Below are 21265 nucleotides of genomic sequence, written 5' to 3' on the forward strand. Positions count from 1 at the left end.
CAAGTGAAAATTATGAAAAGAAGCAGAAGAAAATTCGATTCCTCATTCAAAGCAAAGGTTGCTGTTGAGGCTTTGAAAGAGCAGCAAACCCTTTCGGAACTGGCTATTAAGTTTGATTTGCACCCCAATCAGATATCACAATGGAAGCATGAGTTTTTAGAGAACTCGGCGCTAGTTTTTGAGCAAAAGCCCAAAGCATTGAAATCCGATCATGAGGTTGATGTGGATAAGCTCTACTCCAAAATTGGGGAATTGCAAATGGAGAAAGATTTTTTAAAAAAAAGTTTAGCCAAGTTAGGTCTATGATTGATTCAAAGCTTTTTATTGACAAGAATCACGGTCTGAGTATCCGTAAACAATGTGAAATTCTGGAAATAAACCGCTCCGGATTATACTATGAACCGAAAGGCGAGCCTCAGCAGAACTTGGAGATCATTGAGATCATGGACAGGCATATCCTGGAAGAACCTACTGCGGGGGTCCTGACCATGCAGTCCATGTTGCAGGATCGGGGAATTAACGCTGGTTATGAACGTGTAAGACGCCTTATGAGGCTGGCTAACATTAAACCTATCTATCCCCGAAGGCATTTAACGCAATGGAAAAGGAACGACTATATTCACCCTTATTTGCTTCGGAATCTCGCCATAACGCATAGTAATCAGGTATGGGAGATCGATATCACTTACATACCAATGGCCAAGGGATTTATGTACTTAACGGCAATTATTGATGTTTACAGCCGCTATATTGTTGGATGGGGACTAAGTAACTCTCTGGATGCCGATTCCTCTCTGAGGGTAGTCAAAGAGGCTATTCGGGATCACGGTAAACCTATGATACTCAACAGCGATCAGGGAAGCCAATTTACTTGCAAGGAATACATAGATTATCTCAAAGACCAGCAAATACAGATCAGCATGGATGGCAAAGGCCGGGCGCTGGATAACATCTATATTGAACGGTTCTGGAGAACAATAAAGTATCAGCATATCTACTTGAATCCGGCGACATCAGGTGTCGGTCTATTTACTGGAATTAAGAAATGGATTGAAAAATACCACTACAGGGCACACCAGGGAATTGATAGAACCAAGCCAATCAACAGATATAAAATGGCAGCCTAATTCAACTAAGAAATGATCAATAGTGGTCTAGTGATGTCGAGGTATTTTAAAGAGTCTAAAATATGGTTAAAAGAATATTCTTCGATAGCTATTTTAAAAATTCTATTAGAAGTAGAATCAATTTGGAATTTTTGTGGTTTACTTGTGTTATAATTCAAATATTCAATATTTAATTTATAATCCTCTGTCATACGTTCGTATGGTTTTTCGAATATGAATATTAATATTGGTATAATTGTTAATATTCCGTTCCATAAAACGTGAGAAACAATAGAAGTTAAAATATTAAATCTTACTCTTAAAAAAGTTAGAAAAATTCCTCCAATTAATTGTGTAGATACTAAAATTGGTAAAATACAGTAAAAAAATGTGGAACTGTTTTCAAAATTACTACTATGTACAAATCCAAAAAGAATTATGAGTATTTCGGAGTGATGGTGCCAGGTGTTTCGGTCAAACAGTGCCACTAGGAAGATCATGCAATATTAAGTTTTTTATTGATTATAATTAGTATTGATTTTGTTTTTTCGCAAAGATTCACCCTGTAAATTAATACGATGTGCAGAGTTTACAATACGATCTAAGATTGCGTCAGCTAAAGTTCCTTCTCCAATTAGTCCATGCCAAGCCGATACCGGTACTTGAGAGGTAATAATTGTTGTCCCTGAGGAATATCGTTCATCAATTATATCTAATAGTATTTCTCTAGTCGTTGCATCTAAAGCTTGCAAGCCAAAGTCATCAATAATAAGTAAATCTACTTTTATTATTTTCTTGAGTGACGCAAGGTAGGTTCCATCCATCTTACTGAGTCTCAACTCATTTAAAAGCTTCGCTGTCACACGATATAAAGTTTTGTATTCCATAATACAAGCCTGATGGCCGAGAGCTTGTGCAAGATAGCTTTTACCGGTTCCTGCGGCTCCAGTAATGATTAGGTTCTCATTCCTTTTTATAAGGTCCAGAGTGGAGAGCCTCATAAACATGTTCTTGTCCAAGTGACGCTCGGGTGAGAAGTCCACATCCATTATACTCGCTCGTTGTCGAAAGCCTGCTTGCTTTATTAGGTTTTGCATTTTACGATTTACACGATCCTCCCATTGGTGGTCCGTTAATAAAGTAAGATACTCATCTGGAGTAAGTTCAAGAGACTTGGAACTTTGAGTAAACTGTTGATGCATAAGTGCCATTGCACTTAAACGCATTTTTCGTAGTCGTTCTACGGTTTGGATTTGATTCATAATAAATAGATTAATTTTTTAGTTGTAAGCTGAGGCACCACGGATATTCTCATGTTCCGGGATATGGGATTCCTCCCTTTCTAGATCTGTATAATAAAATGATGTTTTATCCACATTGTTCTTTAGGATATTTCTAATACGATTAAAGGATACCATGTCGTATTTAATTGCCCAATAGCAAGCCCGATTTAAACGTTCCGAACCATAAGACTTACTTAGCAATAGAAGCCCCATGATTCGCTTGTATCCAACCTCAGGGTACTCAGAGTCCTGGAGGATTTGTTCTACGCATGCAACAACGTGTTCTCCGTAGGGCAATGCTTTGTTTAGGAAGTATTGGGGACTCCAATCCCTGTACGCTTTATGAGTACTAGATAAATGATCCGGATTTGTATTATAGACCCCTTTAGAACAGAGGCGCTTATGGTGAGCAATACGCTCATGATTATAATACACTTCCACATGATTTGCTGTATATTGAATAATGGTATTCTTGCCTATAAAACGATAGGGCACACTGTAATAAGACTTGTCTGCGGAGAAGTACACATATCCAATCTTCTGAACTTTTGCCCTGCAGGGTAGTGTTTCACTAACTGTGTAAGTTGAAAAGTTATTCTGAAAAATTTTGAGTCCTTAAAAACTCAAAACTTTTTCGGAAATAACTTTTTACTATTTTTAAACTTTATACAGTTATGATTGACAAAGAAGAATTATTAAACAACAAGGATTTTTACAAATCCTTCAAGAACAGCGAAGATCTTACCTCGTTCTTCAAAACAATGCACAAACGAGCCGTAGAACATATGCTCGAAGCAGAACTAGATGACCATCTAGATACTAATAAACATCAGAAAACGAAAGACGGCAACTATCGCAATGGTCATCAGAGTAAGAAGATAAAAACCTCTTTTGGCGAAGATGAAATTAAAGTTCCGCGTGATCGACAAAGTACTTTTGAGCCGATGATAGTTCCCAAAAGGCACAATATTATTGATGGTTTAGAAAATATTATAATATCATTTTACGCCAAAGGAATGAGTGTGAGTGATATTGAAGAACAAATCAAGGACATGTATGATTTTGATGTCTCAACCTCAACAATCTCCAGGATCACCAATGCTGTTTCCAGTGAAATTGTCGCTTGGCAAAATCGACCTTTAGAGGATTTATACCTTATTGTTTGGATGGATGGAATCGTTTTTAAAGTTCGTGAGAACTCTAAAGTCATCAATAAAACCATCTATCTTGCTGTGGGTCTGCGACGTGACGGAAAGAAAGAAGTTCTAGGAATGTGGCTAGGGAAGAGTGAAAGCTCCAGTTTTTGGATGAGCGTGTTAACCGATATGAAAGCACGTGGCGTGGAAGACATACTTATCACTGCAACGGATAACCTTAATGGATTCACCCAGACTATTCGCAGTGTGTTCCCCCAATCGCAAACTCAAATTTGCGTAGTTCATCAAATTAGAAATGCTTGCAAATATGTGGTTTGGAAGGACAGGAAAGCCTTTACTTCCGATATGAAACATATCTACAACGCACCCACAAAACAAGCCGCAGAAGCCGCTTTAAATGATTTTGCAGAAAAATGGGAATCTAAATATTCCTATGCAATTAAGTCCTGGAGAGATAATTGGGATGAATTAACCGTGTTTTTTGAATTCCCTGTTGAAATCCGAAAAATCATTTACACCACAAATTTAATCGAAAATCTCAATGGAAAAATAAGAAAATACACCAAAAATAAAATGTCCTTTCCTACGGATGATGCAGTTTTAAAGTCAGTTTTCCTCGCCTTAAGAGAAGCAACAAAAAAATGGACAATGCCTATTAGAGATTGGGGTATCGTACTCAATCAATTTATGCTTATATTTGAAGATAGGCTTAAATTATAAATCTCAAGCCAATACTTTTCAACTTACACACTTTTTGGGATAGTGTCCCCTGCAGTATTCTGTCATTTCAAAACCTTCGGTAGGAAGTTCTTTTAGGTATTCTTTTTCTACGGTTCTAAACAACTCGAGTCGACTTGCGTCCTTTCTTTGGAAGAGTAACTTGTTATAAGCCGTGAGTAACGTTTTAATTTCCTTGTTTAGATCCTCTAATGTAAAAAAGTTCATTTCTCGCATTGGATAATAGATCCGTTGATAGACTAGATTGACTGCATTCTCCACCAACGCTTTATCTTGTGGGGCATAGGTGCGCGTAGGATTCACAACACAGCCGTAATGGTGCGCAAAATCTTTAAAGGATCGATTAATTCTCGGCTCGTATTTACTTGCTCGACTTACCGCTGATTTAAGGTTATCACAAACAATAGCTTTAGGTACCCCTTGATAAAAATGCAGTGCATTCTCACAACATTTGATGAAGTCTTCTTTTTTCTGACTCACGCACGCCTCTACATAGGTATAATGGCTATTAGGGAGTATACACACAAAAACTTCCACAGCCATTTCTTCACCTGTTGCTTTATCAACTATCTTAAGCTTTTTACCAGCATAATCCACAAACATTTCTTTTCCTGGCTCATGCTCAAGTTTCATTGACCCTTTAATCTTGCTATGTTTTCGGTGGTAATGCTCAAGGAATTGAGTGTAGCTGTAGGGTGTATCCACTAGAGAGACATACTGTTGATAATGATACTGGAAAGTAAATCCAGGGTGATTACGAGCCAAATTAATTTGGTCAAAATACTGCAGGAGTTTATCTTGACGATTTGAGTCCACCGTGCTTGTATGCGGGAACATTTCACTAAGCTGCGCAGGGGTTTGTTGCACAAGTTCCTTTACGCAGTAATTACCGGCCCTAACGCGGTTAATGTAGGAGTTGTAAAATACCTCGACATCACTAGACCACTATTGATCATTTCTTAGTTGAATTAGGCTGCCATTTTATATCTGTTGATTGGCTTGGTTCTATCAATTCCCTGGTGTGCCCTGTAGTGGTATTTTTCAATCCATTTCTTAATTCCAGTAAATAGACCGACACCTGATGTCGCCGGATTCAAGTAGATATGCTGATACTTTATTGTTCTCCAGAACCGTTCAATATAGATGTTATCCAGCGCCCGGCCTTTGCCATCCATGCTGATCTGTATTTGCTGGTCTTTGAGATAATCTATGTATTCCTTGCAAGTAAATTGGCTTCCCTGATCGCTGTTGAGTATCATAGGTTTACCGTGATCCCGAATAGCCTCTTTGACTACCCTCAGAGAGGAATCGGCATCCAGAGAGTTACTTAGTCCCCATCCAACAATATAGCGGCTGTAAACATCAATAATTGCCGTTAAGTACATAAATCCCTTGGCCATTGGTATGTAAGTGATATCGATCTCCCATACCTGATTACTATGCGTTATGGCGAGATTCCGAAGCAAATAAGGGTGAATATAGTCGTTCCTTTTCCATTGCGTTAAATGCCTTCGGGGATAGATAGGTTTAATGTTAGCCAGCCTCATAAGGCGTCTTACACGTTCATAACCAGCGTTAATTCCCCGATCCTGCAACATGGACTGCATGGTCAGGACCCCCGCAGTAGGTTCTTCCAGGATATGCCTGTCCATGATCTCAATGATCTCCAAGTTCTGCTGAGGCTCGCCTTTCGGTTCATAGTATAATCCGGAGCGGTTTATTTCCAGAATTTCACATTGTTTACGGATACTCAGACCGTGATTCTTGTCAATAAAAAGCTTTGAATCAATCATAGACCTAACTTGGCTAAACTTTTTTTTAAAAAATCTTTCTCCATTTGCAATTCCCCAATTTTGGAGTAGAGCTTATCCACATCAACCTCATGATCGGATTTCAATGCTTTGGGCTTTTGCTCAAAAACTAGCGCCGAGTTCTCTAAAAACTCATGCTTCCATTGTGATATCTGATTGGGGTGCAAATCAAACTTAATAGCCAGTTCCGAAAGGGTTTGCTGCTCTTTCAAAGCCTCAACAGCAACCTTTGCTTTGAATGAGGAATCGAATTTTCTTCTGCTTCTTTTCATAATTTTCACTTGATTAAAATTAAACATTTTTTTAATTAGTCAAGTGGTCTGAATTTGCGGGGGTATTATATTGATTGTGTTACGTGATATTCCAAGCGTAACTGCAATTTGACGATTACTATAACCGTCTAAATGAAGTGTAAGAATTTGTTTAAAGTCCATAGGCTCAAGTATATTCGCCATAGCTTATCTTTTTTACAAGATAAGATACTTGATCTTCCTAGTGGCACAATTTGAACCGAATTAGGTGGCACAATTTGAACCGAAATTTCGAATCGTGATCAGTGGCACAATTTGAACCGTTTTGGGTGGCACAATTTGAACCGAAAATTCAGATCGTAATCAGTGGCACAATTTGAACCGAATTAGGTGGCACTAATAGACCGAATTGGGTGGCACAATTTGATCCGTAATATCCAAATTATGGATATATAAACAAGAATTTTAAATGAAAAATTCCATTTATTTCTATCTATAATTTTTGAAAAAAGTTTATTGTAACGCAATAGATCTCTGAAAATCATCTCTTCAGCAATTGGAACAAGAAAGGCTGTGATTAATAATGTTTGTAAGAAAGTGTTACTATTATAATCTATTCTTATTTCATATAAAATAGGTTCTACTTTATTCAAAAAATATATTAGAGGAAAAAATATTAATGCATTAATAACAAGTTCAAAACATAAAATAACGAGTATATATTTTACATTTTTTTTGAAAGTCCAATTTTCGATTCTTTGGTCAGTCGGATTTTTTATAAAGTAATAGACTTCTAAAAGAATATTTTTCATTAATATTTTAAGAGAATTTAATTTTAATACGATGTTTTGTAAAATATCGCACAACGGTTGGGTATTTCTGTTGGCGGGGCTTATTTTAACTGATATTTGTAAATATAACAAAATGAACAATTAGCAAAAATCTTCATGATGTAAACTTCAACCCTGCTAATAGAAATACCTTGTTATCTGTAGTTGTTTTTTAATCGATTTCATATTTCTTATAGAAAAAACAGTTAATTTTTTCTTTTAATGATTTTAGATATTTCCAAATAAGATACAATCAAAGCCCAAATTATTACAATAATTGCGATTGCATAATACAAGTTTTGGTTAATAAATTTACCTTCTCTGTTTAAAAATGAAATGAATAACATTAACAGAATAGATAGATAAATAATTTTTGGTGTCAATAACGCTTTCATAAATTCTAGATAGTGCTTTATACAATTACAGATAACGTTTCGCGGCTATGCGATCAGGCGGGGCTTTTGCCCGGAATTGTTCTTCTGAAAACGAGCATTTCTCGTATCCGTAATTTATCAATCGAAGGCGAAAATCCCGCCTGGCGCATAGCCGTTGTTAGCGGTTCGTTGTTCATTTCTCAGTTCGTTTTAGCAACTTTAAATTTTCTTTTATTTCGTTAATTATTGTTTTTTTGATTTCAATTTCCGTGTTTTCAAAACGGTTATTTTCTAATGTCAAAATCAATTAATATCTCGTTTTTAAAAAAAATTGACCTAAAAATTTCTTTCGGTTTTGGTTTGGTCAAGTTACATTAAAATCAGTAAATAATTTTTTTTATCAATTCAAGGTTTGTTGAATCATCATTTTTAATGGTCAAGAAATATTTTGTTTGCCAATTTTGGGTTTTTTCTGCTTGTTTATTTGTTGTTACGTCCCAAGGTGGATAAACTCTAATCCCTCTTTTTCCTTCTTTTCCATTTTGTTTTATAATTCTTTTGTCAGCTAAAAGAGATTTTGAAAAAATAAATTGTCCAAAGTTATTTTTATTTCTTGCTGTGATAATTATAAAATCAAAATCATCAGCAATGTCAAAAGGTTCGGTTATTCCTTTTTTATTTCTTTTCCAAATCGCTACAAATTGTCCTGTTTTTTTTGGTGTGATTTTAGAAACTCGATGAAGGATTGATTTTCCATTAAGTTTGAATGTACAAGCTCCATATTCTACGCTTTCGATATTAAGTTTTGGGGTTGTTAATTCAAAATCACATTTGTCATAAACTAATTTTTTAGCAATTTTTAAGTCGTCGGGAAATGTGTTTAATATGTTTTCGGTTGTCAATATTTTATGATTTTCCTTTATTCGATTTCGTTCTTTTACAATGACCGCTAACGGAAAAAGTATTGGCGAAGGGCGGGCTAAATTTAACTGAAAGTTCAATTTCGACCGAACGAAGCAAATTGCTTTTTTAGATTACCAAATTACAAAAAAAAGTAATATGGAAAGCAAGTTGCGACTAAATGCAACAAACCTTTCTACTTGGTTTCAACCCCGCCTTTTGCAAATACAATGTTATACGACGGCAAAATTTACTAAAGTTTTTGTTTCAAAACCCACTTTTTTGTCGGTTCAATCCATTCTTTATACGGTTTATATAGAAATCCGTGTCCTAAGTTTTTGTCAACTTTAATTTGTTCAAATTTTGTAGTAAAGTTTTCTCTACTCTTCCAAAAGTTATAGTTCTTTCCTGCAATATTATCAGAATCATCATAAAAGCATAACACTTGTCCGTGAAATTTCCATTCGTTATGTTGTTCTTGGTAATCGTTATTACCTGCTAATAAAACATAATTAATTGGATTATGATTAATGTGTGAAATGTTGCTGGCGATAATTGCACCTTTAGAAGCACCAACTACAGTTATATTTCTTGCAGCAGTACCTTTTTTAATAAGACTGTCAATTTGTTTGGACACCTTATTTGCATAATTTAGATAATCAACATTTTCTGTGCGGACTTCGGCGATCACTTCAGAATTTGGAACTCTAAGAGCATTCACTATTTCATCAAATTCATATTTCCCGAATTCTTCACTTACAGCATTTTTTCCTTGAATTTCAATTATACGGCCGTGCAAATAATAAATATATTTTTTTGAATTGATGTCGTTCGTTTTACAACTTAATGCAGTTAGTAAAATCAATAACAAATAGATCGATAATTTTTTCATAAGGTCTGATTTCATTTGCTGTCGTATAACGGTCTAGGCTATACGTAGTGCGGGATTTTAAAAGCCGAAAGTTTCAAGTTCGCACAAACGGTAGCGAGCCGTTTTTATATTTGTTATTTTCTTGCAATAAATATACAAACTGCGAGCGGAATAGAAGCACAAATCTTCGGGTTAGAAATTCAGCCCGCATTACGTGTAGCCCTTGTTGTGTGTTCGTTATTGTTGTTTATCATATCCGTAATCCCTTTCAACTTTAGATATTCTTGTTTTATATTCTTTGTACCATTCTTTGGTCCTTTCTCTTGCGCAATTAAATGCTCAGCGTTTTGTTTCCATTTTTTTTAGGGCGGTTTTGGTGTGTCTGCTATCATAAAATTCAGTATTACCGTTTTCTTGGGTCAATATTTTTATTTGTTTCTAAAAACTGGTTTTTCTCTACTGGCTTATATATAATATCTTTCCTTGCTGGGTTTTTAATTAATTCTCCTTTAGGTCGAGTAGGTCTTTTCTCAAATCCACCGCCACAATTGGGGCAAACATTATTTAGAACATTATCAACACAATCTTTACAAAATGTACATTCATAAGTGCAAATCATTGCTTCTGAACTTTCATTAGGTAATTCCTTTTTACAATTTTCACAAGTAGTTCTTATTTCTAACATTTAGTTTCTTTTAATGACACACAACGGTCAAGTATAAGCGTAGTGCGGGTTTAGAAGCACTTCACTTTCGGTTTAACCATATGTTTGTTAATATTCAATTCGTTTAAATTTAGCACTTTCGCCCGCATTACGCTTATACATTGTTGGCAATAGTACTTTTTAGTTTATCATTTAAGCTCCTTATAAAATCTTTTCGTTTATCAAGTTCTTTTAGGTTGGTTTCGAATGTTTTTGTTTCTTTCAAATTCGGAAATGATAATTTACCTTTTGCAATTGAATATGTTATTAATACATTGAAGCAATTGTATAACAATATTAATTTTTGAATTTTATCAGTTTTGGCAATCTTAAATCCAATTCGTTGAGCTGTCCTTTCATTGATTATGTAACTAGTACCACGAATTTTAATATTTTCAGACTTATTATTTTCATTCTCTTCAATAAGGTTTAAAAGTCCTTCTAAATATTGCTGAATTATAAAATTTGTTCTTTGTTTTCCATTCATCTTTTGGTCAATTACAAAAACATAATCAAATAAGGTTCCTCCGTGTATTTTAATCATTCCCCTTTTGCGTTTTTCAGATAGAAAGAGTGGTGAATAATAAATTAAACCTCCGCTTTTTTTTAAGGAAGGTGTATCAAAGAAAGGTGCAATTATAGATAGAGTTATTGGGAAAGTTAAAATCACAAATAAATACATTCCTGATTTCCAGGAAATATATAAGGAAGTCAGGATTATAATTAATGCAAAAAATCCAATCAAAAATTGAATCTGATTTTGTTCCTTATTTGATTTTATGTAAAATCCGTGTTTCAAATCATTTCTTGTATTATTGCCAACGGGAATAGTATTTGCGAAGGGCGGGACTAAGAAGTTCTAAAATCTCAACTTTGCCTGCCCGAAGCGAATGCTTTTTCCACGAACCTAAATTACGAAAATTGGTGAAGTGGATAAGCAGTAGCGGCTTAAAAAAACCACTCGTCATATTGCGCTCTCAACCCCGCCTTTTGCAAATACCGTGTTGGCTGTAGTGGTTTTTACTCTTTTCCTAAAACATAAATATCATAAACTATTAAACCGCCTAGGTTTTTTTCATCTTCTTTTGTCCAATTATTACAATTTGGATCGGTGTTTTTACATACAATCCCATTGAAATCCCAATTTTGATTAAAAACAACTGTAAGCTGTGTAGGTCTATCTTTTATCTGTTTTGAACTATTTTTTCTATATTCATAATCATTTATAAACCTGAATGTTATTCTATTGATTTCATTTCTATTTTTGTTTGGTGCAGGCAACGTAGATTTTATTTCCACATTCATTTTTGATAGTAGAAAGCTTAAAGGCTTACCAATGAATTCATTCTTATTTACGTCTATTTTTTTTGCATCAGCAACGCTCCGCATTGTGGTTTGGGCACAAGAAAAATTGAAAATAAAAATAGAAATCATTGTTAGGTGTTTAACTAAATTTTTCATTTTTTAATTTTTTTTAATTTGGACATAAAGTAAAAGCGTAATTAGTTGTTCCGTCAGCATTTTGCGTTGTTGGAATATTTATGGCTCTAAAATTTCCAGCACTATCCATTTTAGTAAGTGCTATTCCAGAATTATATTTATTTAGTATAAATGCCAAAGCACCAGATAGTGAAAATGAGTTTCTTAATTCACTCCATTCTTGTAATAGTTCATTTGGAAAATTAACATGTTTTCCATTAGCATCCAATATTATCGAAGGCGGATAATTTTGTAGAAAAATATTCATTGCACTAGGGTCTGTGACTATCAAAGCATATGTTGTACCGTCTTGTGTTATCACATATCTCGTGTTGTAGTTAGAATGATTATTTCTTGCATTTATTAAAGAATAAAAATCTCCAGGAGATGGCGGATTGCTATTAGGGTGATTATGCAAATCTGCAACAGGATCAGAAAAGCTACTGGTTAAGTTTTCAATGGAAGAACTTCCACCCGTTTGAACGCCTGTAATTTCCAAATTTCCATTCACATTTCCAAATACAACGCCATTTTCCACCCCGTTATTCATGCCAATTATAGCAATTTTGGCAACAGTGTATTTTGTACCTTTAGAAATGTTAGTTGCAATTTCAGAGGGGATTTTAGCATCTTCACAATCCATTTCTTCTTTTACAGCGGGCTCCGGATAATCAAAAGATCCACCTCCGTAATCTCGGTTATCAGCACCCCCATCATCTACTGTGGGTATATAATGTAAAGGTTTTGATCCACAAATTTGAAAACTTGTTCTTACAAAAGTAACACCTCCGTCTGAACTTAAATAACTATAATCATAATAACGAGTCTCACAGTATAAAGATGAAGATTTGGCTAAAAACTTTGCAGTTAGATTCTTTTTGAAGTCAGATGTCTTGTAATCAGGAACAATATCTTTTTTATTGAGCAAATAATAATTTTCAAAGAATTCTAAGTTTTCTTCATCCTTATTAAAATTGAAATAAACTTTATTTTTAATTCTTACGAAAATGAGCAACTCTTTGATACGACCATTCTTTTTTAGCGGAACTGTCATAAAGCTTTCATCCAGATGGCCCATAGTCATAGAATAATCCCAAATTGGAATTCCGTGTTCTAATTTAAATTGATGTGTTAAGAATTTTGATTGGAAAATAAAGCTAACATTATTAATAAATTTAATATCCTCTTCCCACAGTGACTTTGAATTAAAATTTTCCTCAATGTTGGAAATCGACTCATCAGGTGCCTTGGGTGGTCATATTGATACGTGTGACGGTTGCGGGAACCTTTCCATCAGCTACAACTCCTGCCGTAACCGGCATTGTCCACAGTGTCAGGGACACAAAAAGGAAGAATGGATCCAGAAACGCGAACAGGACTTGCTGCCGTGCACCTATTATCATGTGGTTTTTACACTGCCGCAGGAGTTGAATGGGCTAGCAATATCCCAGCCCCAACTCATTTACAAAGCCTTGTTTGAGGCCGCCTGGGCCACTTTAAACCAGTTCGGCAAAACCGAAGGCCTGCAGCTGGGCATGATTGGTGTTTTGCACACTTGGGGACAGAACCTGAGCCTTCATCCGCACCTGCACTGCATTGTTCCGGGCGGTGGCCTCACGAGGCAGGGAAAATGGAGAAAGAAAGTAAGGACCGACAAATATCTGTTTCCGGTGAAAGCACTGAGCAAAGTGTTCCGGGCAAAGTTTGTGGCTTTACTGAGGCTTTGTGGAATTACTGACCACGCTCTTACCGAAAAACTTTTTTCCAAAAATTGGGTTGTGTATGCCAAGCGGCCTTTTGGCGGCCCCAAACAGGTGATCGAATATCTGGGAAGATACACCCACAAGGTCGCCATCAGCAATCACCGCATAAAAGAAGTGACGGATCAGCAGGTCCGTTTTGAGTACAAGGATTACCGCAAAGGCGGCGAAAAAAAGGAAATGACCCTGAGCAACCAGGAGTTTATCCGGCGCTTCAGTCTTCATATTCTGCCGAAAAGATTTGTAAGGATTCGCCATTACGGCATCCTGAGCAGCAGCTGGAAGCGTGGGAAACTGCAGGCCTTGCAATCCGATTTAAAGATCAAGATCCAGGAGGTACCACCCAAAACTTTGCTCAATAAATGCCGGTGCTGCAAGCAAGGGAATTTAGTCACCATTGCCATTTTCGGCCAGCGCGGTCCGCCGCAGGATTCTCTTTTCGTCACCCAACCTTTGTCTGCAGAATAAACTTGTGGGTAAGGGAATCTGTGTTCTGCAGCGAAGAAAAACAGCAGAAAACACCCACAAAGACCACAAAAGGCCACAAAAAAAAGCAGTCCTTCCGAAAAACTGCTTTGTGATCCTAAATTCTAAAATCGAAAACTCCATAGACTGCCAAAATACCGCTGAAAAGCTACCGGAGCTTCCGTTCAACGGGCTTTCATCTCGTGTCCTGCGGACAAGACGAAAGCTTAGTTATTAGCCGACGTTTTTAATATACATTTTCTTTAATCTTAACAGTCTAAAATATTTATACCACAATATAACCATTAAAACAATAATTATTAAACTAAACAAATACTCAAGTGCAGAAAATATAATTGCAAAATAGTCAATATCTTTTGAAATACTTTCGGATTTAGTTTTATCTTCTGGAACTTTTACAGTTGTGTCATTAAATTGTACAGTTATTGAATCATTTATTTTGTATTTTGTACCATTTTTAACTTTGTTATCAGTAATTAATTCTAATAGTTTCTTATCTGATAAATGTTTAATTTCGTCGTAAGGATTTACAAGATTTGAAAATGATATACTAAAATTATCAATAAATTTTCTGAGCATTACAATCTCATTTTTTTCTGTACGGTTTTTCTTAAATTTTTCGGTTAAACTATCAAGTTGTTTTTGATTTGCATTTTCTACCAAATTCTTTTTATTATCCCATTTTTTCTTGTACTGCTTTGATAAAGTATCAATATTTATCTTATTGTTATTTAAGTAGAATTCAGTTCTAAAATCAAAGCTTCGAAATAATATTGAATCTTTTTTTGAGGTTTTTTTTCCAGATTTATCAACTTTTGATAAAGTTGTAGATATGCTTTTTTCTCTATCGAATTTATAATTTGTATAGACCTTAAATGAAAAAAGAAAAACTAGCAAAAAAGTCAAAAAACTTGCGCCAATTCTGTATAATGTTAAATCATTTTCTTTAAAATTAATACTACTTGGAATAATATTATATATTCTATGTCCAACTGTTAATTGATTGTTTTTTGAATCTAAAAGCCCAGCAAACGAAATAAAATCATTAGATTTCAATAAACTTTTCTCAATTATTACTTTATTTGCTACAATATTAAATTTAGGAGTGAAATCCGTACTCGTTTTTGTTATTTCAAAATGTTTCCAAATAGCATTGGTATCTTTAGAAAATATTGTTAATTCCTTGTCAATTTCATCTGCTTTAATATCACTATGACTTTTGAAAATAATTGTTCCATTGAATAGAATAAGATTTTCATTAATGTCTTCTTCTTTATATTTGATAGAAATTCCTTGAATTTTTTTTATTACATCATCATAAAGCTTAATATTACTTCTCTCTATGTAATAAAATGAAGATCGCCGAATATAAAAAACAGCCCAAACTGTTAAAATTACTGGAATAATAAATTGAAAAAGGTCAATTATTCCATTAAAAGTTAATTTGTTAAAATATTTTATAATTAATTCAATCATTCCTTTTTTAAAATGTCGGCTAACGTTTTGCCGCTTGCCGCAGTGGGGGATTTCGGAGCACTACACTGTCAACCAAGCACAAATGTTGATAGAAGCACTGCACTTGATTTAACCACGTCAGCCCCCATTGCGGCAAACGGCTGTTATGCCCAGTTTTTATTTTTCTGTCCAATATTTTTCTTTTAAATATTCAGTCTTTTTAATGTCACAACCTAATACAAATACCCTATAAACAGGTTTGTCTATTCCGTAATATGGTATTTTATCTTCAAAGAATTCTGTTTCCATTGTCTGCAATATGTTTTTTAAATCATTGATTTTACTTATGTCTGCGGAAAAACCAATGCAATGTGTCTTTGCCCATTTGTCAGACTTAATTTGATTAAAAGCATATTCGACAATTTCAGTTTCTGACTTGAAGTATTTCAAATTGTCTTTTTGTTCACGTTCTGTATAATACCAAATATAAAGTCCGCCTGATTTGTCAATCCCAAAACCTTCATAAATACTGCTTCCATTTATTGAATAGCTATTAAAGTTGAAACAGTTTTCTTTCATCCAATTTTCAAGTTCGATTTCTGTCTTTGGTATATAAATACTATCCATTTGTCAGTTTCTTATATGTAAATGGTCTCAACTTAATTTCAGTCTTTAATTTTTCAAATTCGTTGTCAAAAAATAATTTAAAGAAGTGTTTTACGTCTTCCCAATTGTCAAGCTTGGTTTGAATTTGTTCGTCTTGATTTTCTCCATAAACAAAAAATAGGTCAAGGTTTTTGTGAACTTCAAGTACAAATTCATTCTCCATATGTCCAACCCAAAAAGCTCCGTGTTCTTCGTCCATTTGGATTGTTTCTTCAATTGCAGATTGTATGTCGTCAAATGTTGCGTTCTCAACTGAGTCGCCCCAACCTTTTTCTATCCAAATGTTTGTTGTCATACGTGTCGTTCTAAAATTGCACACAACGGTCTCTGGCTATGGGAAGTTTGCGACATAGCGAACCGAGTACAGTCGGCAAAATAAAACTTTCTTCGTAACCATGATGTTTCAACTACCTAAAAATCGCAAATTTCTTATAGCCAGTGGTATGCGTTCGCCTTTATTTATTTTGTCTTCCCAATTTTTCAACTTTTGAAATCCATTTTTGTCTTGTTGTTTCATTTGAGTTTTTAATGATGCCAAAGTACGAAACTTTAACTGGACCAATTCCGCAAAATTCTAAAGTTGCTTTTTTTAGTTGGTTTATACTTGGTCTGCCATAAACCAACCAATAATACCAACTCGGTTGGTCAAGTGTTGTAATAATATGAGCTGTTTTACCTTTTAACAATTTGTCCCAAAACATTGAGTTTTCTCTATACTGAAATGCAAAGCCTGGCAAAAAAAGTCTATCAATAAATCCTTTCATATTCGCAGGAAGTCCACCCCACCAAACAGGATGAATCCAAACTAAATGGTCTGCCCATTTAATTTTTTCCCAAGCATTCAAAAGGTCTGGCTCTAATTCTGTTCTTTTTTGATACCCAAATTGCAGATTTGGATTGAAATTGAGGTCTGCAATTATTATTTCTTTGACTTCTGCCCCTGAATTTGTAACACCTTTATTATAGGCTTTTGCAAATGCAAAGCTCAAACTTTCTTTGTTTGGGTGACCATTTATAATTAATATTTTTTTCATAAATTATTTAATGTATAGATATTGAGCTATTTGAAGTTAATGAAGCTGTAAAATCTTTTGGGTTATGTAGTTGATGGCTAAAATAGATGCTGTTCTGAAAACTGTTTTCAAGTATTTTTTCAACATGTAGTACAGTGGAAAAAGAGGTCAATTCCGATTGACCTTTTGGACATTTTAAAATAACTTTTTCTTGTTTAGAATTACTGTGTGAGACAAAAATTTCAAAGGTTGAAACATCTTCACTACCGCCTCCTCCAAATATTAATTTTCGTTCTTTAAAATTTAAAATTTTAAAGAAATTTATTTTTTGCATGATGCCTAAAGCAGAAGTAATGAGTTTAGAATCAAAGGTCAGTTTGGCTGAAACAGTTGGTATCTTTTCTATTTGATTAAAAATATATAAATCTGGAATATCAAAATCATAAACTTTCCTGTTTTTACCGTCAAAATTGGATATTACGGATCAAATTGTGCCACCCAATTCGGTCTATTAGTGCCACCTAATTCGGTTCAAATTGTGCCACTGATTACGATCTGAATTTTCGGTTCAAATTGTGCCACCCAAAACGGTTCAAATTGTGCCACTGATCACGATTCGAAATTTCGGTTCAAATTGTGCCACCTAATTCGGTTCAAATTGTGCCACTAGGAAGATCAAGTATCTTATCTTGTAAAAAAGATAAGCTATGGCGAATATACTTGATCCTATGGACTTTAAACAAATTCTTACACTTCATTTAGACGGTTATAGTAATCGTCAAATTGCAGTTACGCTTGGAATATCACGTAACACAATCAACTCCTACATTAACCGCGTTAGGGCCGGTAATTACTGCGTAAAGGAACTTGTGCAACAAACCCCTGCGCAGCTTAGTGAAATGTTCCCGCATACAAGCACGGTGGACTCAAATCGTCAAGATAAACTCCTGCAGTATTTTGACCAAATTAATTTGGCTCGTAATCACCCTGGATTTACTTTCCAGTATCATTATCAACAGTATGTCTCTCTAGTGGATACACCCTACAGCTACACTCAATTCCTTGAGCATTACCACCGAAAACATAGCAAGATTAAAGGGTCAATGAAACTTGAGCATGAGCCAGGAAAAGAAATGTTTGTGGATTATGCTGGTAAAAAGCTTAAGATAGTTGATAAAGCAACAGGTGAAGAAATGGCTGTGGAAGTTTTTGTGTGTATACTCCCTAATAGCCATTATACCTATGTAGAGGCGTGCGTGAGTCAGAAAAAAGAAGACTTCATCAAATGTTGTGAGAATGCACTGCATTTTTATCAAGGGGTACCTAAAGCTATTGTTTGTGATAACCTTAAATCAGCGGTAAGTCGAGCAAGTAAATACGAGCCGAGAATTAATCGATCCTTTAAAGATTTTGCGCACCATTACGGCTGTGTTGTGAATCCTACGCGCACCTATGCCCCACAAGATAAAGCGTTGGTGGAGAATGCAGTCAATCTAGTCTATCAACGGATCTATTATCCAATGCGAGAAATGAACTTTTTTACATTAGAGGATCTAAACAAGGAAATTAAAACGTTACTCACGGCTTATAACAAGTTACTCTTCCAAAGAAAGGACGCAAGTCGACTCGAGTTGTTTAGAACCGTAGAAAAAGAATACCTAAAAGAACTTCCTACCGAAGGTTTTGAAATGACAGAATACTGCAGGGCAAAAGTTCAGAAGATTGGATATGTGTACTTCTCCGCAGACAAGTCTTATTACAGTGTGCCCTATCGTTTTATAGGCAAGAATACCATTATTCAATATACAGCAAATCATGTGGAAGTGTATTATAATCATGAGCGTATTGCTCACCATAAGCGCCTCTGTTCTAAAGGGGTCTATAATACAAATCCGGATCATTTATCTAGTACTCATAAAGCGTACAGGGATTGGAGTCCCCAATACTTCCTAAACAAAGCATTGCCCTACGGAGAACACGTTGTTGCATGCGTAGAACAAATCCTCCAGGACTCTGAGTACCCTGAGGTTGGATACAAGCGAATCATGGGGCTTCTATTGCTAAGTAAGTCTTATGGTTCGGAACGTTTAAATCGGGCTTGCTATTGGGCAATTAAATACGACATGGTATCCTTTAATCGTATTAGAAATATCCTAAAGAACAATGTGGATAAAACATCATTTTATTATACAGATCTAGAAAGGGAGGAATCCCATATCCCGGAACATGAGAATATCCGTGGTGCCTCAGCTTACAACTAAAAAATTAATCTATTTATTATGAATCAAATCCAAACCGTAGAACGACTACGAAAAATGCGTTTAAGTGCAATGGCACTTATGCATCAACAGTTTACTCAAAGTTCCAAGTCTCTTGAACTTACTCCAGATGAGTATCTTACTTTATTAACGGACCACCAATGGGAGGATCGTGTAAATCGTAAAATGCAAAACCTAATAAAGCAAGCAGGCTTTCGACAACGAGCGAGTATAATGGATGTGGACTTCTCACCCGAGCGTCACTTGGACAAGAACATGTTTATGAGGCTCTCCACTCTGGACCTTATAAAAAGGAATGAGAACCTAATCATTACTGGAGCCGCAGGAACCGGTAAAAGCTATCTTGCACAAGCTCTCGGCCATCAGGCTTGTATTATGGAATACAAAACTTTATATCGTGTGACAGCGAAGCTTTTAAATGAGTTGAGACTCAGTAAGATGGATGGAACCTACCTTGCGTCACTCAAGAAAATAATAAAAGTAGATTTACTTATTATTGATGACTTTGGCTTGCAAGCTTTAGATGCAACGACTAGAGAAATACTATTAGATATAATTGATGAACGATATTCCTCAGGGACAACAATTATTACCTCTCAAGTACCGGTATCGGCTTGGCATGGACTAATTGGAGAAGGAACTTTAGCTGACGCAATCTTAGATCGTATTGTAAACTCTGCACATCGTATTAATTTACAGGGTGAATCTTTGCGAAAAAACAAAATCAATACTAATTATAATCAATAAAAAACTTAATATTGCATGATCTTCCTAGTGGCACTGTTTGACCGAAACACCTGGCACCATCACTCCGAAATACTCACAAAATTAAAAACATGATACTTTGAATTTAAAAAATGCTTGGTATTAACCTTAGTATTATTTTTATAGAAATTAAATGGTTTGCTTACATTTTCAGCCATAAAATCTGCTGAACTTTTCCCAGCTTTATCTTTAGTAGAATAATAAACCAAAATTTCAACATTTTTGACATCATTTGCTAAAACACCTTTTGAATATAATAGCAATGGTGCAATACCACCCATCCATCCGGAACTAAATACAATTTTACTTTCAATGGTTCTTTTCTCAGCAAAATCTAAAGATTTTACTAGTTCACTTGTCGGTTTTGTAATATCGATATAATCAATTTTAGATTTTATGGCATAATCTAAAGCATTATTATTGGGGTCTTTTGCACAAAGTATGATTAAATTGATTGAATGCTTGTATAATGATTCAAAAGAGTTTTTGTCATTTATATCAATTTGTACATGATTTTGATTGGTACCCTTATTTCTTGTTCCGATTAAAATTTTTAAAGCTGGGTTTCTGTTCGAAAGCATTTCATGAATAGTATTTCCAATCAAACCAGTTCCACCTATAATTAAAATTGTTTTGCTCATCTCTTTAGTTTAAGTTTAGATGTGCAAAGCTAAATCCTATCAAACTTTCAGAATAGGACAAATGTCTAAAAAGAAAATTCTTTTCGTATTCTGCTTAAATGTCGTTGTGAAATACCTAAGTAAGAGGCCAAATATTGTAAAGGAATTTTTTGAACATACTCTGGTTGATTTTTCATTAGGTCTGTATAGCGTTTTGAGGCATCGCTTTTTTGCAATTGAAATATTCTTTTCTCTAATTCAATGTATTGTTGTTCTGCTATTGTTTTTAAGAAATATACCCAATTAGGATTTTGTTGTACTAATTTTTCGAATTTGTCTTTAGGAATGATTAACAATTCAGTTTTTGTAATGGCTTGTATATTTTCCATAGTTGGTTGTGCTGTCAAAAATGAAGAATATGCTGTCATTAAACTGTTTGGAAAAGTGATACAGTAAGTAATTTGTTCGTCTTTGTCTGAAATATAATATGATCGCAAACTACCTGTTAAAACAAATGCTATTTGTTTACAAGTTTCTCCTTCTTTAATATAATAATCTGCCTTTTTGAAGATCTTATAAGATAAAAGTTGTAGAAAATCGTCAATTTCAATATCTGTCAATATATTAAAGGACTGTAAAAATTTTCTTACGTTATCGTTTTTCATTTTTAGTTTTTTCGAACGGTTGTGATAAGGTGACGCATAACGGTTTTGGGCTT

25 protein-coding genes are annotated in these 21265 nt (G+C 34.8%); 6 read left to right on the plus strand and 19 right to left on the minus strand.

Translation table 11 applies throughout. From position 1 onward, the window contains the following. Positions 1–12: 12 nt before the first annotated feature. Together AC3IRX_RS04640 and AC3IRX_RS04645 are read left to right on the plus strand one after the other, a co-directional pair. Positions 13–306 carry a transposase gene (locus AC3IRX_RS04640; RefSeq protein ID WP_086949424.1) on the plus strand — a complete coding sequence of 98 codons (294 nt, stop codon included), beginning with the start codon at positions 13–15 and terminating at the stop codon, positions 304–306. Then, positions 303–1127, plus strand: a complete 825-nt coding sequence (locus AC3IRX_RS04645) for an IS3 family transposase (RefSeq protein ID WP_489211313.1) — start codon at positions 303–305, stop codon at positions 1125–1127. Before AC3IRX_RS04640 ends, AC3IRX_RS04645 begins: the two co-directional genes overlap by 4 nt. A gap of 494 nt (positions 1128–1621) precedes the next feature. On the opposite strand, the gene istB (AC3IRX_RS04650) is transcribed toward AC3IRX_RS04645, so the two are convergent. Together istB (AC3IRX_RS04650) and AC3IRX_RS04655 are read right to left on the minus strand one after the other, a co-directional pair. Next, the gene (istB, locus tag AC3IRX_RS04650) at positions 1622–2368 is read right to left on the minus strand and encodes an IS21-like element helper ATPase IstB (RefSeq protein WP_489210739.1); all 747 of its coding nucleotides are present in this window, start codon (positions 2366–2368) and stop codon (positions 1622–1624) included. Between the two features lie 18 nt (positions 2369–2386). Next, a complete protein-coding gene (locus AC3IRX_RS04655; RefSeq protein WP_489211466.1) occupies positions 2387–2995 on the minus strand; it encodes a Mu transposase domain-containing protein in 609 nt (202 codons plus the stop codon). Between the two features lie 68 nt (positions 2996–3063). On the opposite strand from AC3IRX_RS04655, the gene AC3IRX_RS04660 reads away from it, so the two are divergent. Then, positions 3064–4266: an IS256 family transposase gene (locus AC3IRX_RS04660; protein ID WP_489208805.1), complete on the plus strand. Its 1203-nt coding sequence runs from the start codon at positions 3064–3066 to the stop codon at positions 4264–4266. Positions 4267–4284: 18 nt separating this feature from the next. On the opposite strand, the gene istA (AC3IRX_RS04665) is transcribed toward AC3IRX_RS04660, so the two are convergent. From istA (AC3IRX_RS04665) to AC3IRX_RS04710, 10 genes are all read right to left on the minus strand, one after another. Then, complete coding sequence (istA, locus tag AC3IRX_RS04665; RefSeq protein WP_489211314.1) at positions 4285–5151, minus strand: IS21 family transposase; 867 nt, start codon at positions 5149–5151, stop codon at positions 4285–4287. A gap of 101 nt (positions 5152–5252) precedes the next feature. Beyond that, positions 5253–6077, minus strand: a complete 825-nt coding sequence (locus AC3IRX_RS04670; RefSeq protein ID WP_489211313.1) for an IS3 family transposase — start codon at positions 6075–6077, stop codon at positions 5253–5255. After that, on the minus strand, positions 6074–6367 hold the full coding sequence (locus AC3IRX_RS04675; RefSeq protein ID WP_086949424.1) for a transposase: 294 nt from the start codon (positions 6365–6367) through the stop codon (positions 6074–6076). The genes AC3IRX_RS04670 and AC3IRX_RS04675 overlap by 4 nt, the downstream gene beginning before the upstream one ends. A 39-nt stretch (positions 6368–6406) precedes the next feature. Beyond that, positions 6407–6550, minus strand: a complete 144-nt coding sequence (locus tag AC3IRX_RS04680) for a LuxR C-terminal-related transcriptional regulator (RefSeq protein WP_489211315.1) — start codon at positions 6548–6550, stop codon at positions 6407–6409. Positions 6551–7930: 1380 nt separating this feature from the next. Then, a complete protein-coding gene (locus AC3IRX_RS04685) occupies positions 7931–8551 on the minus strand; it encodes a MepB family protein (protein WP_489211316.1) in 621 nt (206 codons plus the stop codon). A 152-nt stretch (positions 8552–8703) separates the two neighbouring features. After that, on the minus strand, positions 8704–9342 hold the full coding sequence (locus AC3IRX_RS04690; RefSeq protein ID WP_489211317.1) for a hypothetical protein: 639 nt from the start codon (positions 9340–9342) through the stop codon (positions 8704–8706). A gap of 382 nt (positions 9343–9724) precedes the next feature. Continuing rightward, on the minus strand, positions 9725–10006 hold the full coding sequence (locus tag AC3IRX_RS04695; protein WP_489211319.1) for a DUF1272 domain-containing protein: 282 nt from the start codon (positions 10004–10006) through the stop codon (positions 9725–9727). A 133-nt stretch (positions 10007–10139) separates the two neighbouring features. Beyond that, on the minus strand, positions 10140–10823 hold the full coding sequence (locus AC3IRX_RS04700) for a hypothetical protein (protein WP_489211320.1): 684 nt from the start codon (positions 10821–10823) through the stop codon (positions 10140–10142). A gap of 221 nt (positions 10824–11044) precedes the next feature. Beyond that, on the minus strand, positions 11045–11485 hold the full coding sequence (locus AC3IRX_RS04705) for a hypothetical protein (RefSeq protein WP_489211321.1): 441 nt from the start codon (positions 11483–11485) through the stop codon (positions 11045–11047). A 13-nt stretch (positions 11486–11498) separates the two neighbouring features. Then, the gene (locus AC3IRX_RS04710) at positions 11499–12557 is read right to left on the minus strand and encodes a hypothetical protein (protein WP_489211322.1); all 1059 of its coding nucleotides are present in this window, start codon (positions 12555–12557) and stop codon (positions 11499–11501) included. 97 nt (positions 12558–12654) lie between these two features. On the opposite strand from AC3IRX_RS04710, the gene AC3IRX_RS04715 reads away from it, so the two are divergent. Next, a complete protein-coding gene (locus AC3IRX_RS04715; RefSeq protein ID WP_489211468.1) occupies positions 12655–13731 on the plus strand; it encodes an IS91 family transposase in 1077 nt (358 codons plus the stop codon). A 231-nt stretch (positions 13732–13962) separates the two neighbouring features. Here the strand turns inward: AC3IRX_RS04715 and AC3IRX_RS04720 are convergent, their stop codons facing one another. From AC3IRX_RS04720 to AC3IRX_RS04740, 5 genes are all read right to left on the minus strand, one after another. Continuing rightward, complete coding sequence (locus tag AC3IRX_RS04720; RefSeq protein ID WP_489211323.1) at positions 13963–15225, minus strand: hypothetical protein; 1263 nt, start codon at positions 15223–15225, stop codon at positions 13963–13965. A gap of 156 nt (positions 15226–15381) precedes the next feature. Continuing rightward, the gene (locus AC3IRX_RS04725; protein WP_489211325.1) at positions 15382–15831 is read right to left on the minus strand and encodes a hypothetical protein; all 450 of its coding nucleotides are present in this window, start codon (positions 15829–15831) and stop codon (positions 15382–15384) included. After that, positions 15824–16165 (minus strand): hypothetical protein, encoded by a 342-nt coding sequence (locus tag AC3IRX_RS04730; protein WP_489211326.1) that lies wholly within the window; start codon positions 16163–16165, stop codon positions 15824–15826. Before AC3IRX_RS04730 ends, AC3IRX_RS04725 begins: the two co-directional genes overlap by 8 nt. 160 nt (positions 16166–16325) lie before the next feature. Next, on the minus strand, positions 16326–16904 hold the full coding sequence (locus tag AC3IRX_RS04735) for an NAD(P)H-dependent oxidoreductase (protein WP_008992923.1): 579 nt from the start codon (positions 16902–16904) through the stop codon (positions 16326–16328). A gap of 7 nt (positions 16905–16911) precedes the next feature. Next, positions 16912–17217 carry a hypothetical protein gene (locus tag AC3IRX_RS04740; protein ID WP_489211327.1) on the minus strand — a complete coding sequence of 102 codons (306 nt, stop codon included), beginning with the start codon at positions 17215–17217 and terminating at the stop codon, positions 16912–16914. Between the two features lie 373 nt (positions 17218–17590). Here AC3IRX_RS04740 and istA (AC3IRX_RS04745) point away from each other — a divergent pair, with 373 nt between their 5' ends. Both istA (AC3IRX_RS04745) and istB (AC3IRX_RS04750) read left to right on the plus strand, forming a co-directional pair. Continuing rightward, on the plus strand, positions 17591–19144 hold the full coding sequence (gene istA / locus AC3IRX_RS04745) for an IS21 family transposase (protein WP_489210738.1): 1554 nt from the start codon (positions 17591–17593) through the stop codon (positions 19142–19144). 18 nt (positions 19145–19162) lie between these two features. Then, positions 19163–19909 carry an IS21-like element helper ATPase IstB gene (gene istB / locus AC3IRX_RS04750; protein WP_489210739.1) on the plus strand — a complete coding sequence of 249 codons (747 nt, stop codon included), beginning with the start codon at positions 19163–19165 and terminating at the stop codon, positions 19907–19909. Positions 19910–19968: 59 nt separating this feature from the next. Here istB (AC3IRX_RS04750) and AC3IRX_RS04755 read toward each other — a convergent pair whose 3' ends face one another. Next, positions 19969–20568, minus strand: coding sequence for an NAD-dependent epimerase/dehydratase family protein (locus tag AC3IRX_RS04755; RefSeq protein ID WP_489211328.1), 600 nt, complete (start codon positions 20566–20568; stop codon positions 19969–19971). 65 nt (positions 20569–20633) lie between these two features. Further along, entirely contained in the window at positions 20634–21212 is a 579-nt protein-coding gene (locus tag AC3IRX_RS04760) for a Crp/Fnr family transcriptional regulator (RefSeq protein WP_008992925.1), read from the minus strand. Positions 21213–21265 lie beyond the last annotated feature (53 nt).

It is taken from the genome of Epilithonimonas sp. KH_059, from assembly GCF_057838485.1.

Bases quoted from the DNA above. Each gene is read 5' to 3' on its own strand.
- AC3IRX_RS04640 (WP_086949424.1), top strand. From the start codon at position 13: ATGAAAAGAAGCAGAAGAAAATTCGATTCCTCATTCAAAGCAAAGGTT.
- AC3IRX_RS04645 (WP_489211313.1), top strand. From the start codon at position 303: ATGATTGATTCAAAGCTTTTTATTGACAAGAATCACGGTCTGAGTATC.
- istB (WP_489210739.1), bottom strand. From the start codon at position 2,368: ATGAATCAAATCCAAACCGTAGAACGACTACGAAAAATGCGTTTAAGT.
- AC3IRX_RS04660 (WP_489208805.1), top strand. From the start codon at position 3,064: ATGATTGACAAAGAAGAATTATTAAACAACAAGGATTTTTACAAATCC.
- AC3IRX_RS04670 (WP_489211313.1), bottom strand. From the start codon at position 6,077: ATGATTGATTCAAAGCTTTTTATTGACAAGAATCACGGTCTGAGTATC.
- AC3IRX_RS04675 (WP_086949424.1), bottom strand. From the start codon at position 6,367: ATGAAAAGAAGCAGAAGAAAATTCGATTCCTCATTCAAAGCAAAGGTT.
- AC3IRX_RS04680 (WP_489211315.1), bottom strand. From the start codon at position 6,550: ATGGCGAATATACTTGAGCCTATGGACTTTAAACAAATTCTTACACTT.
- AC3IRX_RS04690 (WP_489211317.1), bottom strand. From the start codon at position 9,342: ATGAAAAAATTATCGATCTATTTGTTATTGATTTTACTAACTGCATTA.
- AC3IRX_RS04695 (WP_489211319.1), bottom strand. From the start codon at position 10,006: ATGTTAGAAATAAGAACTACTTGTGAAAATTGTAAAAAGGAATTACCT.
- AC3IRX_RS04705 (WP_489211321.1), bottom strand. From the start codon at position 11,485: ATGAAAAATTTAGTTAAACACCTAACAATGATTTCTATTTTTATTTTC.
- AC3IRX_RS04710 (WP_489211322.1), bottom strand. From the start codon at position 12,557: ATGACAGTTCCGCTAAAAAAGAATGGTCGTATCAAAGAGTTGCTCATT.
- AC3IRX_RS04720 (WP_489211323.1), bottom strand. From the start codon at position 15,225: ATGATTGAATTAATTATAAAATATTTTAACAAATTAACTTTTAATGGA.
- AC3IRX_RS04725 (WP_489211325.1), bottom strand. From the start codon at position 15,831: ATGGATAGTATTTATATACCAAAGACAGAAATCGAACTTGAAAATTGG.
- AC3IRX_RS04730 (WP_489211326.1), bottom strand. From the start codon at position 16,165: ATGACAACAAACATTTGGATAGAAAAAGGTTGGGGCGACTCAGTTGAG.
- AC3IRX_RS04735 (WP_008992923.1), bottom strand. From the start codon at position 16,904: ATGAAAAAAATATTAATTATAAATGGTCACCCAAACAAAGAAAGTTTG.
- AC3IRX_RS04740 (WP_489211327.1), bottom strand. From the start codon at position 17,217: ATGCAAAAAATAAATTTCTTTAAAATTTTAAATTTTAAAGAACGAAAA.
- istA (WP_489210738.1), top strand. From the start codon at position 17,591: ATGGCGAATATACTTGATCCTATGGACTTTAAACAAATTCTTACACTT.
- istB (WP_489210739.1), top strand. From the start codon at position 19,163: ATGAATCAAATCCAAACCGTAGAACGACTACGAAAAATGCGTTTAAGT.
- AC3IRX_RS04755 (WP_489211328.1), bottom strand. From the start codon at position 20,568: ATGAGCAAAACAATTTTAATTATAGGTGGAACTGGTTTGATTGGAAAT.
- AC3IRX_RS04760 (WP_008992925.1), bottom strand. From the start codon at position 21,212: ATGAAAAACGATAACGTAAGAAAATTTTTACAGTCCTTTAATATATTG.